12 protein-coding genes are annotated in these 14,707 nt (G+C 29.3%); 9 read left to right on the top strand and 3 right to left on the bottom strand.

All coding sequences use genetic code 11. From position 1 onward, the window contains the following. The first annotated feature begins 491 nt into the window (after positions 1 to 491). The 5 genes from CRU95_RS13755 to CRU95_RS13735 are packed head-to-tail and all read left to right on the top strand — an operon-like array spanning position 492 to position 5,898. Positions 492 to 1,586, top strand: coding sequence for a TRAP transporter substrate-binding protein (locus CRU95_RS13755; protein WP_129101695.1), 1,095 nt, complete (start codon positions 492 to 494; stop codon positions 1,584 to 1,586). After that, positions 1,586 to 2,095: a TRAP transporter small permease subunit gene (locus tag CRU95_RS13750; protein ID WP_164969793.1), complete on the top strand. Its 510-nt coding sequence runs from the start codon at positions 1,586 to 1,588 to the stop codon at positions 2,093 to 2,095. The genes CRU95_RS13755 and CRU95_RS13750 overlap by 1 nt, the downstream gene beginning before the upstream one ends. A gap of 3 nt (positions 2,096 to 2,098) precedes the next feature. Then, positions 2,099 to 3,424 (top strand): TRAP transporter large permease subunit, encoded by a 1,326-nt coding sequence (locus CRU95_RS13745; RefSeq protein ID WP_129101693.1) that lies wholly within the window; start codon positions 2,099 to 2,101, stop codon positions 3,422 to 3,424. Between the two features lie 52 nt (positions 3,425 to 3,476). Next, complete coding sequence (locus tag CRU95_RS13740; RefSeq protein ID WP_129101692.1) at positions 3,477 to 5,069, top strand: gamma-glutamyltransferase family protein; 1,593 nt, start codon at positions 3,477 to 3,479, stop codon at positions 5,067 to 5,069. 22 nt (positions 5,070 to 5,091) lie between these two features. Next, positions 5,092 to 5,898 carry a sulfite exporter TauE/SafE family protein gene (locus tag CRU95_RS13735; protein ID WP_129101691.1) on the top strand — a complete coding sequence of 269 codons (807 nt, stop codon included), beginning with the start codon at positions 5,092 to 5,094 and terminating at the stop codon, positions 5,896 to 5,898. Between the two features lie 152 nt (positions 5,899 to 6,050). Here the strand turns inward: CRU95_RS13735 and CRU95_RS13730 are convergent, their stop codons facing one another. The 3 genes from CRU95_RS13730 to CRU95_RS13720 are packed head-to-tail and all read right to left on the bottom strand — an operon-like array spanning position 6,051 to position 9,490. Then, positions 6,051 to 6,245, bottom strand: coding sequence for a hypothetical protein (locus CRU95_RS13730; RefSeq protein WP_129101690.1), 195 nt, complete (start codon positions 6,243 to 6,245; stop codon positions 6,051 to 6,053). Between the two features lie 17 nt (positions 6,246 to 6,262). Beyond that, complete coding sequence (locus CRU95_RS13725; protein WP_129101689.1) at positions 6,263 to 8,518, bottom strand: PAS domain-containing sensor histidine kinase; 2,256 nt, start codon at positions 8,516 to 8,518, stop codon at positions 6,263 to 6,265. A gap of 3 nt (positions 8,519 to 8,521) precedes the next feature. Then, positions 8,522 to 9,490: a substrate-binding domain-containing protein gene (locus tag CRU95_RS13720; RefSeq protein WP_129101688.1), complete on the bottom strand. Its 969-nt coding sequence runs from the start codon at positions 9,488 to 9,490 to the stop codon at positions 8,522 to 8,524. A 180-nt stretch (positions 9,491 to 9,670) separates the two neighbouring features. Between CRU95_RS13720 and CRU95_RS13715 the strand changes: the two genes are divergently transcribed. The 4 genes from CRU95_RS13715 to CRU95_RS13700 are packed head-to-tail and all read left to right on the top strand — an operon-like array spanning position 9,671 to position 14,699. Next, positions 9,671 to 10,459, top strand: a complete 789-nt coding sequence (locus tag CRU95_RS13715; protein WP_129101687.1) for a mannosyl-3-phosphoglycerate phosphatase — start codon at positions 9,671 to 9,673, stop codon at positions 10,457 to 10,459. Continuing rightward, entirely contained in the window at positions 10,449 to 11,732 is a 1,284-nt protein-coding gene (locus tag CRU95_RS13710; protein WP_129101686.1) for a glycerate kinase, read from the top strand. The genes CRU95_RS13715 and CRU95_RS13710 overlap by 11 nt, the downstream gene beginning before the upstream one ends. A 10-nt stretch (positions 11,733 to 11,742) precedes the next feature. Continuing rightward, on the top strand, positions 11,743 to 12,954 hold the full coding sequence (locus tag CRU95_RS13705) for a glycosyl transferase (protein ID WP_129101685.1): 1,212 nt from the start codon (positions 11,743 to 11,745) through the stop codon (positions 12,952 to 12,954). Then, entirely contained in the window at positions 12,951 to 14,699 is a 1,749-nt protein-coding gene (locus tag CRU95_RS13700) for a sugar phosphorylase (protein ID WP_129101684.1), read from the top strand. Before CRU95_RS13705 ends, CRU95_RS13700 begins: the two co-directional genes overlap by 4 nt. The last annotated feature ends 8 nt before the right edge of the window (positions 14,700 to 14,707 follow it).

The raw sequence follows: 14,707 nt of genomic DNA, 5'->3' as shown, positions 1-14,707 counted from the left end.
TTTTATAAGTGCATAATTATTTTATGTATTTTTATCAATATAAAAAATTATTTATTATTTTTTAATTTAATATTGTTAAGTAATTAATGCTTTTAAAGCCATAAAATTAGTATGATTTAAATATATGCAAAAAACATTAAAAATATTTCATTGAGTATTTATTTGTAAATTTATTGAATTTTTTAATAAATAAGAATCCTTTATTTTAGGGGTTTATGATAAAATAAACAATAATTAAATTCTTCTTTAAGTAAAGTTTTATTTTTATATTTTTTAATCATATTTAAATAATTTAAATATGATTAAATTTTATCTTTGTATAAAAAGTATACAGTAATGAAATATTATTTTTTATAAATAATGATAGGATTTCTCAGTTTGGAGTTATACATTGTTTGAATGATTTATGTTATTTCGAGGACATAAGTAATTTATCATAAACAATATCTACTAGAAGTCTCGATTAAAATTTATACAATTAAGGAAATAAAATGACTAAGAATAGAAGAGATTTTATTAAAAAAACTGGTTTGGCAGGAATTACAGCAGCAGTAGCAATTCCATCGGTTGCAAGTGCTGATTCTTCAAAAAAGTTTAGATGGAAAATGACAAATTGTTATGGGGCAGGGGCTCCATTTTATTCTACTGGACCTGGAAGTGCGAGTTATTTTTGTAAAAGGGTTGAAGAGTTGACAAATGGAAGATTGAGAATCAAACATTATCCAGCTGGGGAATTAATCCCTGCAATGGAAGGTTTTGATGCTGTATCAAAGGGTACTATTGAGATGAATTGGGGTAATTCATTTTTTTGGGCTGGTAAAACATTTGCAGCTCAATATTTCACGGCAGTTCCCTTTGGTATGACTTTTGAAGGTACAAATGCTTGGTTACAATTTGGTGGAGGACAAGAACTTTGGGATGAGGTTTATAAACCATTTAATGTGATTGGTTTAGCAGCTGGAAATACAGGTACTCAAATGACTGGTTGGTTCAAAAAAGAGATAAATGGTGTTAAAGACTTAGATGGATTAAGAATGAGGGTTCCAGGACTTGCTGGAAAAGTTCTTGAGCAATTGGGTGTTAGCGTTAAGTTATTACCAGGTGGAGAAATTTTCCCAGCTTTAGAAAGAGGTGTAATTGATGCAGCAGAGTTTGTAGGACCGTTCCAAGATAGAAGAATGGGATTCCAAAAAGCTGCTAAATATTACTATACAACAGGATGGGGAGAACCAAGTAATACAACTGAGTGTTTGATTAATAAAGATGCTTGGGCAACACTACCAAAAGATATTCAAGCAATAGTAAAAGCAGTTGCATCTGAGTGTAATCTTATGGGTCTTTCATGGTCTGAAGCAAATAACTCAGAGGCATTAGATGATTTGGTAAAAAATCAAGGTGTTATCGTAAAAACATTACCAAATGAAGTTATTAAAAAATTAAGAGAAGTTACTTTTTCAACTTATGACAAGCTTACTGCAAAAGATCCTTTGGTTAAAAAAGTTCATGAGAGTTACTTTAACTTTAAGACTATTCATGATGGTTGGCAAGATAAAAGTGAATTAGTGGTTATGACTAAGTTGAAATAATGAAAGAGTTAGCACTTTTAGCAAATAGACTTGATACGCTTATAATGCGTATCGGTCAAATAACATCTTGGCTAATCTTTATTTTGGTTTTATTAGTTGCTGGGGATGTTCTTTTTAGATATTTTTTTCACATAAGTTCTATTGCTGAACAAGAGTTTCAATGGCATCTTTTAGCAGCAATTGCAATATTTGGTTCTGCTTATACTTTCCAACAAGGTGAACATGTACGAGTTGACCTTTTTTATCACAGTTATAGTAAAAATGTAAAAAGATGGATGAATATTTTAATTCCTTTAATAATAATTCTTCCTTTTTCTGCTTTTATAATTTATTTATCAAGTGATTATGTACTGCAATCTTATGTAAATAATGAAGTCTCACCTGATCCTGGGGGATTACCTTATAGATACCTAGTAAAAGGACTTATACCTTTAGGTTTTATACTTATTTTTATTCAAGGATTATCGGTTTTATTAAAAGCCATAACAAAAACAGAAAGCGAGTTATAATTTATGGATCCACAAATATTAGCAATTTTAATGGTTGTATCTCTTTTTACACTGATTTTAGCAGGAGTTCCAGTTGCTTTTGCAATAGCAGGGGCAGGTCTGTTTTTTGGAGCAATTGGTGTAGATATGAATCTTTTCAATTTACTTCCTGCAAGAATCTTTGGAGTTTTGACTAACTATACACTTTTGGCAGTACCTTTATTTGTTTTTATGGGAATACTTTTGGAAAAATCTCGCATAGCAGAAAAGATGCTTGATGTATTAGGACTTTTATCTGGTAAAAAGCCTGGAGGAATGGCTATCGCGATTATTGTTGTGGGTATTCTTATGGGTGCATCAACAGGAATTGTAGGGGCAACAGTTGTTACTCTAACAATGATTTCTCTTCCTACACTTTTACGAAGAAACTATAGTCATAGTGTTTCGTGTGGTACTATTTGTGCTTCTGGAACATTGGGACAAATTTTACCTCCTAGTTTAGTTCTTATATTATTGGCAGACATTAGTGGAGAAGCCATAGGGCCTCTTTTTGCTGCTGCTTTAGTTCCAGGGTTACTTTTAGCTTGTATGTATATTTTATATATTGTTTTTTTGAGTTGTTTTTTTCCTCAACATGTGCCACCAATTGATATTGAAGAGAGAGAATCTTATTCAAGAAAAGAGTTATACATAGAGTTTATAAAATCAGTTGCACCACCTTTTATTTTAATCTTTGCAGTTTTAGGCTCTATCATTGGAGGACTTGCAGCCCCTACAGAAGCTGCTTCAATGGGAGCAATAGGCTCACTTTTAATAGTTTTTTTAAGTAAAAGACTTAATATGGATGTCTTAAAAGAAACCTTATACGAAACTATGAAAGTAACTGGTATGATTATGTTCGTTTTATTGGCTTCTCAAATATTTGGGCTGAGCTTTAGAGGATTAGAGGGAGATTATTTAGTAGAAGATCTTTTCGCCGCAATTCCAGGGGGGATGTGGGGTTCTATTATTTTTATGATGTTTGTACTTTTTGTATTAGGATTCTTTTTAGAATGGATTGAAATCTCTTATATTGTATTGCCATTGGTTTTACCTATATTTCATGCTTTGGATATAAATATGATATGGCTAGGTATTTTAGTTGCACTAAATTTACAAACTTCATTTTTAACTCCACCTTTTGGTTGGTCTTTATTTTTCCTAAAAGGTGTTGCGCCTAAAGAGATTAAGACTATGGAGATATATAAAGGTGTTTTACCTTTTATTGGAATTCAGATTTTTGTTATTGGGCTAGTGATGCTTTTCCCAGATATTGCTTTATGGTTACCAAAAGCAATTGGATGGATGTAAGAAAAATATAAACTAATTATAATAAAATTCTAAAAAGGATATTTAAATAAATATGAATAAATTACTTAAAACACAAACTTCACAAAAAGGCATGGTAGTTTCACCCCACCATGAAGCTTCAGATGCAGGGCTTGAAATACTAAAAAAAGGAGGCAATGCGATTGAAGCTTCAATTGCAGTTGCTTCTTCTTTAGCAATACATTATCCTCACATGACAGGTATTGGAGGAGATGCCTTTTGGTTAGTTTATGACCCCAAAGAAGGTGTTTCTTTTATAGAGGCCTCTGGGTATTCTGGATATGATGTAAAAAAAGAGTTATATGAAGGATTAACTGAAATACCTTTTAGGGGAAAATTAGCAGCAAATACAGCAGCTGGAGCAGTTTCTGCTTGGGACTTAGCTTTTGAGAAAAGTAAAACTTGGGGTGGGAAAATGACTCCTGCAACTCTTCTTTCTGAGGCAATAAGTTCTGCAAATAGTGGTATTAAAGTAACTAAATCCTTAAGTGATACATTAAATGAAAAACAAGCTGAACTTCAAGCTGATAGTTTTTTTGCAGATGTTTATTATCCAAATAAAGAAGTTCCAAAAGAGGGTGAGATTTTAGTTCAAAAATCATTGGGTGAAACATTAAAAAGGATTTCCCAAGAAGGCTTTGACACTTTTTACAGGGGTTCTTTATCAAAAGATATTGCAAATGATTTTTTAAAAAGAGAAGGATTTATAACTCTTAATGATTTAAATAATCACCATGCAAGTTGGAATAAGGCACTGGAAATGCAAACTTCTCAAGCAAAATTATTTAATGCTTCAGCTCCTACACAAGGGGTCGCTTCTTTGATGATATTGGGATTATTTGATCGTTGGGTAGAAAAATTACCCCAATTGGATTCTTCTAATCATGTACACTTGTTAGTAGAAGCTACAAAAATAGCTTTTTCTCATAGGGCAAAAATGGACACTTCAGCAAGTCTAGAAGAACTACAAGCTTGGTTGGAACCCCAATATTTAGATAAATTAAGTGAAAAAATTGATTTACAAAAAGCTAAAGCTTGGGGTAAAGAAACAGCTCCTGGTGATACTACTTGGTTTGGAGCTGTTGATTCCCAAGGTAGAGTTGTAAGTGCTATTCAAAGTATCTATCATGAGTTTGGTAGCGGTTTGATGTTACCTAGGACTGGTATCGTTTGGCAAAATAGGGGATGTAGTTTTTCTTTAGACTCTTCACATATTCAAACTTTGATGCCACATAAAAAACCTTTTCATACTTTAAATCCTGCTATTGCTTTATTTAATGATGGAAGAGTGATGGCATATGGAACAATGGGTGGAGATGGGCAACCTCAAACTCAAGCAGCGGTATATTCAAGATATGCATATTATAATGATGATTTACAAACTACTATTAATAAGCCAAGATGGTTATTAGGTAGAACATGGGGAAATTCATCTGAGAGTTTAAAACTAGAGTCTCGTTTTCCACTTGATTGTCAAGAAGATTTGATAAAAAAAGGACATGATGTAGAAATCTTATCATCTCTTGATTCTGCTGTTGGGCATGCAGGTGCAATAGTATGGCATCCTAATGGAAAAATAGAGGGTGCAAGTGACCCTCGAAGTGATGGGAAAGCATCAAATTTATAAAAATAAATAAGGATAAAAATTAATGAATGAATTATTAGTTCTATTGCCGATTCTTTTAGCATCTGGTGTAATAGCAGGTTTGTTAGCAGGTTTATTAGGAGTTGGTGGCGGTATTGTTATAGTGCCAATGCTTTATCATATATTTATTTATTTAAATATTGATATTACAGTTGCAATTCCACTATCAATTGGTACTTCACTAGCTACAATTGTAGTAACTTCTATTATGTCTGCAAGATCACACCATAAAAAAGGTGGAATAGATTGGGATTTGACTAAGAGATGGGTACCTCTTGTTATCATTGGAGTACTTATAGGTTCTTTTTCTTCTAAATATATTGATGCTTCAACTTTAAAATTTATGTTTGGTATCTTATTATTGGTAGTTTCTATTCATATGATAATAAGTAGTTTCAAAAGTATAATTATAGCTAAGCAGTTACCTGGTAATTTTGGGCAATCAACTTTTGGATTATTATTAGGTGGTTTTGCTTCACTTTTGGGTATAGGAGGAGGAACTCTTATGGTTCCTCTACTTACTCTTTTTTCTTATCCCATACATAGAGCTGTAAGTACAGCTTCAATATTTGGGTTAGTTATTAGTATTCCAGCAACTATTGGTTATATAATTGTTGGTTGGGGTGCACCAAATCTACCTGTGGGCTCTACTGGATATGTGAATTGGCTTGGATTTATTGCATTAGTTCCTATGACTATGTTATTTGCTCCCTTGGGAGTAAAATTAGCATATCGACTTAATGTAAAGCAATTAAAAGTAGCCTTTGCTGTTTTTTTAGCTTGCGTTGGGATAAAAATGCTTTTAGTGTGAGTATGTAAATAAGAAGGACAAATAAGAATTCTTATTTGTCTTTATCTTCTATTCTTTGTTTATAGTAAGCAAAGGCAATTACTGCAATCGCAATAAGTACAAATCCAATAATTTCATTTTGTAAATCTGACATCAACAAATCCTAATATTATTTAATCTCTTGTAAAAATAAATGCAAAATACCCAAATGCCATCTCTCCTAAACAGACTATCCCCCACATAGGAGCATAAAAGACACCAATTGCAATAGAAATAATCAAAGCTATTAAAAGAGCTACTTTAGGCTTTTTTATAAATTTTGCAAGGATAAATCCAAGAATAACAAATATAATAAGATAAATTAACATAATAAACTCACTTCTTTTTAGATATCACAAAAATTATTGAATGTAATTTGGAAATATGCACCAATATATTGCCTCTTATCATAAGTATAAGTGCTGTTAAAAACTTCAATTGAAGCATCATGATATTCTGTGATTATTTGGTGTGACATAGATAATCCAATACCTGTACCTATACTTTTATGTTTTGTTGTAAAATATGGTTCAAAAACTTTATGCATGATAGTATCATCTATTCCCCCTGCATTATCTTTAATTACTAATATAAGTTGATTATTTATTTTCTGTGTTTCAATGAAAATAAGCTTCTCTTCATTGTCTCTTAGTCTTTCTTTTATCGCATCTTTTGCATTATTGATAATATTAATAAATGCTTGAATAATTTGATTTTGAAAACCTTCAATTTCACAATCATCTTTAAACTTTGTAATTAAATTTATGTGATTGTTATTTATGGATGGTTTTAAAATAGTTAATGCTTTTTCAATTGTTTCTACAATTGAGATTTTTTCTTTTTGATTTGTATTTTTTATAAAATTTCTAAAATCATCTATTGTTTGAGATAAATAATTAGTTTGACCCATGATTTTTTCCATATCAGAAACAATTTGGGGAGAAATCTTTTCAACTAATTCATTTTTTATTAGTATTCCACTTGCAATTGTTGAAATCATACTAAGTGGTTGTCTCCATTGATGGGCAATATTTCCTATCATTTCACCCATAGAAGCTAGTTTTGATTGGGACTCTAATAATTTTCGTTGGGATATATCTTGACAAATTCCTATGTAACCATAGGTTTCATTATCTTTATTTTTTAAAGCAGTAATTGTTATAAGTACTGGAATATGTTCTCCATTCTTTGAGATAACTGTCCATTCATTTTCATTCTTTAAGCCCAAATTTGTTCTAGCTGAAAATACTTCAAAACTTGATGTTATATTAATGTTTAACTCTTTTGATAGATATGTTTTTCTTTGTTTAATTTCTGATTTTAGATGAAAAAGTAAGGGAGTATGAATATTTACAACTTCTTTTGCCTTATATCCTAAAATTCTTTCAGCTTCTTTATTAAACTGTTGAATAACTCCATCTATATTTGTACTTATTATCATATATCCAGAGTTATCAAAAATAGTAGTTTGTAATTCTAATGCTTTGTGCAAGTTTGCTTCATTTTCTTTTTCATTTGTTATATCATAAAACCACCCAATAATTGCATTTTCACCATCATATTCAATATTCATATAAGAAGCTAGTACATAAACTTGTTTATTGTTTATTTTTACTTCCATTGTCATATTATAAATGCTATTTCCATTGAGTAGTTCTTTTTCAATATTTTCATAAGCAGTTTTATTTATATAATAATCTTTTGGATTCATTCCATAAACATTGTCTTTATTTACTTGTAATAGTTTAGAATAGGCATCATTAGCAAAAATTACATAATCTTTATTTTTTTTAGTTTTTTTTGTAATTCTTATGGAAATAGGACTAAGATCAAGTAGATATTCAAGGCGATGTTGACTTTTTTCTAAAACAGTTCTAGAATCTTTTATAGATAAAATCATTTTATTAATACTTGAAGAGAGTTCATTTATTTCTGTACTCTTAGAATAAGGAATAGGCTTATTTGGTATTCCATGACTATTATCATTATTAATTGCATCAATAATATTTGAAATAGGTTTTAATATATAGTATTTTATACTTAGATATAAAAATAAAATTAATAATATAGATAAGAAGATAGTATTTATAATAGTATCATATATTATTGTATCTAGCTCTTCATTTAAAGCTGAATCACTAAGGTAAATTGTAATGGTACCAAGGAGATTATTTGAAGAGTCAGTAATGTTTGAACTATTAGAAAAAAATGAATTTGCTAATTGTTTATTTTGTTCTTCATCTTTATCATCATAGTCCTCGATAATAGAGTTTTTGTCTTTTATTCTTCCACTTATATAAACATTTTTACCTAATACTTTTCCTAAATTATAATCTTTTATCACAATTGCAAAAATATCTTTATCTTTAAGTTCATTAGTTACAATTTTTTCATATTCATTTGGAGAATAAGACGCAAGTAGTATTGAAATATTGTTTTTTAATGAAAGCATAGACTCTTTTGAGTCATCTTTCATCTCTTTTAAAATAGAATTTTTTGTTTTTTGATAGTTATATGTTGAATTAATTAGCATAATACTTACTACAAGAGTAATAATTATTAATCCAAGTTTTGTTAATAATGAATATTCTGTATTTTTCATCTTTTAGTTACTTTCAATGCCCAAAACATTGTGTTCAATAAAATAAGTTTTTTGTTTTATGTTATCAGCTGTAATTATATTCACTGGAAGTTGTATCTCTTTTTGAACTTTTTTCCCTTTTATATAATTATTTATTTGTTCTAAGGCTAACTTCCCCATAATAAAAGGTTGCTGTACTGCTGCTGCTAATATTATATTTTTAGGGATTAATTCTAAAAATTCAGGTTCTAAATCAAAAGTAATTAGTGATATTTCATTTTGTTTATTAAAATCATTTATTGCTTTAATAGCTGCTCTATAAGTTTTTGAAGATTGCAACCAAATTGCATGTAAATCTGGATAACTTTTTATCATATTTTTTACCAAAATGTAAGTTTCTTCTTCTGTTCTTGTCTTAACTTGTTTTAAATCAGCACTTTTAAATGGAGATTCTTCTAATGCTTCTATAAAACCAGCTGTTCTGGCTTGGGTAATGAGCTTTTTTTGTGGAAGAGCTATAATTCCAACTTTTGCATTTTTGTAACCTTTTTTAGATAATTCATTTGTAAGATATATACCAAGATTATATGCTCCAAGTTTATTATCTGAAGAGATATAAGATACATAGCTCTTATTTTTTGTTCCGGCATCAGAAACTACAACTGGAATATTTGCTTCTTTTGCAAGTTTTAGAATTATTTCTGCAGAGTATGAATTTATGGGAGAAAGTATAATCCCATCAACTTTATCTGTTATAGCTTTTACAGTATTTTCTAATTCTTTTTTATGATTATTATGAGAATCAAGTACACTTAATTTGTAACCCAAGTCTTCACAACTATTTTTAATTCCCTTTTCCATGATTTGCCAAAAAGGAATTTCTAGATTATCAACTATATATACTATTCTTTTGGTTTGAGTGTTTTTTTCATATGCATTTGCCCATGATATGAAAGTAAATAAAAAGACAATTAAAAATTTTTTTATATGCATTTGTTTGGTTCTTTTTCTAATTAAAATAATAGTAGCAAATTCTATCATAACATTTAAAAAAGTAATATTTTATTAATTATTGTAGAATATAAATAAATTTTTTTTGTATAATTATAGATTGTATAAAATTTATACAGACAAAACTTTAAATTAAATATAAGGATAAGATATACTAAAGTAATGTTACAAAAAGACACTAAAACGGACTATTTAATTTTTACAGATTTAGATGGAACACTTTTGGATCATAAAACTTATGAGTTCAATGAAGCTAAAGAGATGCTTGATTTTATAAGAGAGCAAAAAATACCATTAATAATCGTCACAAGTAAAACAAAAGATGAGGTTGTTGAATTACAAAAGAAATTAGATATTTCTTTTCCTTTTGTTATAGAAAATGGTGCTGGAATATTTATTCCAAAAGAAAAAACTTATGAGCTTATTTCTTTAGGGAAAAATTACGATACTACAATTAGTGCATTTAAAGAATACTCAAAAAAGTTTCCCATCCAAGGGTTTCATGAAATGAATGATGAAGAGGTTTCTTTATATACGGGACTTCCCAAAAATAAAGCAAAAAAAGCAAGAAAAAGAACTTTTAGTGAGCCTTTTATTTTAAAAGATGAAACAAAAGCTAAGCAGTTGAAACAATTGGTTTTAACTGATGGTTTTGATGTGGTAAAAGGGGGAAGATTTTATCATTTAATTACTTTTGGACAAGATAAAGCAAAAGCTGTATTGGAGATGAAAAAGTATTATGATAACTTATATAATAAAAATTTTAAAACAATTGCTTTAGGTGATGGCGAAAATGATATCACTATGTTAAAATGTGTAGATATTCCAATTTTAATAAAAAAATATGATGGTACATTTATCAAGTGTGAAATAAATAATCTCACCAAATCAAGATTTATTGGGCCAAAAGGCTGGAATAATAGTTTAAAAAGGATTTTAAATGTTAAATAAAGAACAACTAGAAAATATATTTTCATCAATACTAGAAGAGATTCATCCAAAAAAACTTATTAAAAAACAATGTAAATTTGAAAATGATAAGTTTTATGTAAATAGTGAATCTTTTGAGATACCAAAAAATAAAAAAATTCATATCTTTGGTTCTGGAAAAGCAGTTCTTAGTATGGCTGAAGCATTATATGAAATCATGGAAGAAAAAATAGATAAAGCACTCTTAGTAGGAGCTTATGAAAATAATTTCAAAAAACAAAATCTCACATATATAAAAAGTACCCATCCTCTACCAAGTCAAAAGAGTGTAAAAGGTGCAAAGGCTTTAATAAAAGAGTTTGAATCCCTAGATGAAGATGATTTTTTTATATATTTATTATCAGGTGGAAACTCTGCTTTAGTAGAACTCCCTGCAGATGAAATAAGTCTTGAAGAATTTCAAGAAACAACAAAACTTATGTTAGAAAATTCAATGCCAATAGAATCAATAAATTGTGTAAGAAAACATATTTCTCAAGTAAAAGGTGGAAGATTAGCTAGATTTACAAAAGCAAAAGGAGTAGTTTTAACTCTGAGTGATGTTTTAGGGGATAATTTAGAAGCTATTGGTTCTGCACCACTTTATTTTGATAGTACAACTTTTCAAGATGCTTTTGATGATTTGAAAAAATATAATATATTTGAAAAAGTACCAAATTCTGTGCAAAACTATCTTCAAAAAGCTATTAAATCAAAAGATTTAGAAACCCCTAAAAGTGAATCTTCAAATATAAAACATTATTTAATAGGTTCAAATGACATTTTACTAAATGAGGCAAAAAATATTTTAGAAAAGAAAAATCTAAATCCAATCATAGTAGATGAAAAAATAGATGATGATGTTGAACTTGTATGTAAAAATCTTTTGCAATTTTGTAAAGAAAAAAAAGAGGGTTGTTTTATTTTTGGAGGAGAAGCAACTGTAAATGTTAGTGGAAATGGTAAAGGTGGAAGAAATCAACACTTAGTTTTATCTTTTCTAAACTCTTATCCAAAAGATGAAAATATAATATTTTTAAGTGGTGCAAGTGATGGGATAGATGGAAATTCTGATGCTTGTGGTGCAATAATTGATAAAGATACAGTAAAAAAAGTGCAAGAGTTAAATTTAGATATAAAAAAATATATGGAAGATTTTGATTCAAATAACTTTTTTGATAAATTAAATCAACTTTTAAAACCAGGTCCCACCCATAATAATATGCTTGATATTGTGATTATATTAAAAAATTAAGGAGATAAAGATGTCTGATTTTTTTCAAAATGGTGTAATAACTACTTTACAAAAGTTAGGTGATAGAACACTTGAAGATATGGAAAAAGAGCTTTTAAAATTTAGTCAAAGAAGAAGAATGGTTCTTTTATTGCCTGCTTTATATTCAGAGTTTCAAACTCCAGCTATGCATAGAATCATAGAAGAATTAAAAAGTGTGAAATATCTTTATAAGATTATTTTAGGACTTGATCAAGCTACAAAACAGCAGTTTGAAGAGGTCAAAGAACTTATGGCAAAACTTCCTTGTGAAGTTGATATTTTATGGAATGATGGGCCAAAGATAAAAGAGCTTTATTCTGATTTGACAAAAGAGGGATTTCCTGGACTTGAAACACCGGGAAAAGGAAGAAATGTCTGGACAATGATGGGTTATGGATTAGCAGACAAAGATGCCTATGCTTTTGCTCTTCATGATTGTGATATTGTAAATTATAATAGAGAAATTCCAGCAAGACTTTTTTTCCCAATAGTTCATCCAGCACTTGATTTTGAATTTAATAAAGGTTTTTACTCAAGGGTTACAAATAAGCTTCATGGTAGAGCTACAAGGTTGCTTTATACTCCTTTGATAAATTCACTTAAAAAGGTTTATGGAGGCAATAGGTATTTGGATTATATGGAGAGTTTTAGGTACTCTTTATCAGGTGAGTTTTCATTTATAAGATCTCTTGGTCGAGGTATTGGTATTTCTCCCACTTGGGGGTTAGAAGTTTCTACATTAAGTGAAGTATATAAAAATACTTCAAATAAAAGAATCTGTCAAACAGAGATAATGGAAACTTATGAACATAAGCATCAAGAACTAAGTAGTCAAGAAGAGGGTGGTGGTATTTATAAGATGGCAAATGATATTGCTAAGACCCTTTTTAGAGTTATGGCTCAAGAAGGAGTGGTTTTTTCTTCTAGTTCTTTTAAAACTCTACTTGCAACATATTTTCAAGAATCAAGATTTGAAATATCAAAATTCAATGCTTTGAGTAAATTAAACGCACTAGATTATAATAGGGAAAAAGAAATAGAGGCTGTAAAGACCTTTCAAGATGCTATAAAAGCTGCAGCAGATGAGTTTTATGAGGATCCCATGGGAATTCCATCTTTATCTCCTTGGATTACAGTTCGTTCTGTTATGCCTGATTTTTCTGCAAAATTTAATAAATATGTAAAGGAGGATAATGAATGAAAGGTCCAAAACATATATCAGATCCTAAACATACAATAAATAAAAGACTTCATAAACTTTATCCAGAAGAGATTGCCCAAAGGGCTGTTAATGATATCATTGATTTGATTTTTAAATATAAACAAAGAATTAAATCAACAGATTATCGTTTAAGTCAAAAAGATATTATTTTAATAACCTATGGCGACCAAGTATCAAAACTTCATCAGCCATCATTAGAAACTTTAAATAATTTTATGAATGATCATCTAAAAGGTGTAATAAATTCTATTCATATTTTACCTTTTTACCCATATTCAAGTGATGATGGATTTTCTGTTGTAAATTATAATGCAGTTGATCCTCATATGGGTTCATGGAGAGAAATAGAATCAATAAGTAAAGATTATAGACTAATGGTAGATGGGGTTATAAATCACATCTCACAATTTTCTGATTGGTTTAAAGCATATTTAGCAGGTGATCCATATTTTCAAGATTTTTTTATCAATGTTGATCCATCAATTGATTTGAGTAAAGTTGTTCGACCACGAGCAACTCCCCTTTTAAGCGAATTTATAGATGATGAAGGGAAGATAAGAAATATTTGGACAACCTTTAGTAAAGACCAAGTTGATTTAAATTATAAAAGTCATAGGGTTTTACGAAATGTTTTAGACGCACTTTTTTATTATATAGAAAAGGGAGCTACTTTAATTAGATTTGATGCCATAGCCTTTATTTGGAAAGAGATAGGAACTTCATGTGTTCATCTTCCTCAAACCCATGAGTTAATACAACTTATGCGTGAAGTTTTACATGAAGTCGCACCTGAAGTTATAATTATTACAGAAACAAATGTTCCCCATAATGAAAATATTTCATATTTTGGAAGTGGTGATGATGAGGCTCAGATGGTATATAATTTTGCCTTGCCTCCTTTATTACTTCACTCAATATTAAATTCAAATACTACTAAATTAACAAAATGGGCTAAGACATTGACCTTACCAAATGATAAGGTTTGTTTTTTCAATTTTACAGCAAGTCATGATGGTATAGGAATGCGTCCAGTAAAAGGAATTTTAGAAGATGAAGAAATACAATATCTAGTAAAAACTGTAGAAGAACATGGAGGATTAGTATCTTATAGAGCAGAAGAAGATGGAAGTGAAACGCCATATGAACTAAACTGTTCTTATATTGATGCTTTGACAAACCCTAATGAAGATCAATATTTAAGTATAAAAAGAATGTTAGTAACCCAAGCAGCTGTTTTAGCAATGCCTGGTGTTCCGGGTATTTATTTTCACTCTCTTGTTGGTTCTAGGAATTATCATGATGGAGTTAAACATACAGGAGTAAATCGTACAATAAATAGAGAAAAATATAATATTGATTGGTTAGAGAATGAACTTTCAACTCAAGGAACTCTTGCAAAAACTATGTTTGATTCCTATAAAAGACTTATTTCTATAAGAATAAGTGAAGAAGCATTTAATCCATTTGGAGAGTTTGAAATTTTAGATTTAGATGATAGACTTTTTGTTATAGACCAATCATGTTGTGGCAAGGAAAATAGAATAGTTGCAGTGCACAATTTCTCAAATGAAGAAGTTATATGTAAGTTACCTGATTCTATTTCCCTACCACTTTGTGATATACTTTCTTCAAACTGTATGCCAAATAATGAAGAAAAAGCAGAAAAAATAAAAGAAATAAAATTAGAGCCATACCAAATTATGTGGCTAAAAGGCAAAATTTAAAAAAGAAA

Origin of the sequence: Arcobacter sp. F2176 (genome assembly GCF_004116465.1) — a bacterium.
GTDB classification, from domain to species: domain Bacteria; phylum Campylobacterota; class Campylobacteria; order Campylobacterales; family Arcobacteraceae; genus Arcobacter; species Arcobacter siniprincipis.
The sequence above is the reverse complement of the archived record's forward strand: the minus strand, read 5'-3'. Positions and strand labels throughout refer to the sequence as shown.

Excerpts from the sequence above, each read along its gene's own strand:
- CRU95_RS13740 (WP_129101692.1), top strand. The coding sequence starts at position 3,477 with ATGAATAAATTACTTAAAACACAAACTTCACAAAAAGGCATGGTAGTT.
- CRU95_RS13735 (WP_129101691.1), top strand. The coding sequence starts at position 5,092 with ATGAATGAATTATTAGTTCTATTGCCGATTCTTTTAGCATCTGGTGTA.
- CRU95_RS13750 (WP_164969793.1), top strand. The coding sequence starts at position 1,586 with ATGAAAGAGTTAGCACTTTTAGCAAATAGACTTGATACGCTTATAATG.
- CRU95_RS13700 (WP_129101684.1), top strand. The coding sequence starts at position 12,951 with ATGAAAGGTCCAAAACATATATCAGATCCTAAACATACAATAAATAAA.
- CRU95_RS13745 (WP_129101693.1), top strand. The coding sequence starts at position 2,099 with ATGGATCCACAAATATTAGCAATTTTAATGGTTGTATCTCTTTTTACA.
- CRU95_RS13720 (WP_129101688.1), bottom strand. The coding sequence starts at position 9,490 with ATGCATATAAAAAAATTTTTAATTGTCTTTTTATTTACTTTCATATCA.
- CRU95_RS13725 (WP_129101689.1), bottom strand. The coding sequence starts at position 8,518 with ATGAAAAATACAGAATATTCATTATTAACAAAACTTGGATTAATAATT.
- CRU95_RS13710 (WP_129101686.1), top strand. The coding sequence starts at position 10,449 with ATGTTAAATAAAGAACAACTAGAAAATATATTTTCATCAATACTAGAA.
- CRU95_RS13715 (WP_129101687.1), top strand. The coding sequence starts at position 9,671 with ATGTTACAAAAAGACACTAAAACGGACTATTTAATTTTTACAGATTTA.
- CRU95_RS13730 (WP_129101690.1), bottom strand. The coding sequence starts at position 6,245 with ATGTTAATTTATCTTATTATATTTGTTATTCTTGGATTTATCCTTGCA.
- CRU95_RS13755 (WP_129101695.1), top strand. The coding sequence starts at position 492 with ATGACTAAGAATAGAAGAGATTTTATTAAAAAAACTGGTTTGGCAGGA.
- CRU95_RS13705 (WP_129101685.1), top strand. The coding sequence starts at position 11,743 with ATGTCTGATTTTTTTCAAAATGGTGTAATAACTACTTTACAAAAGTTA.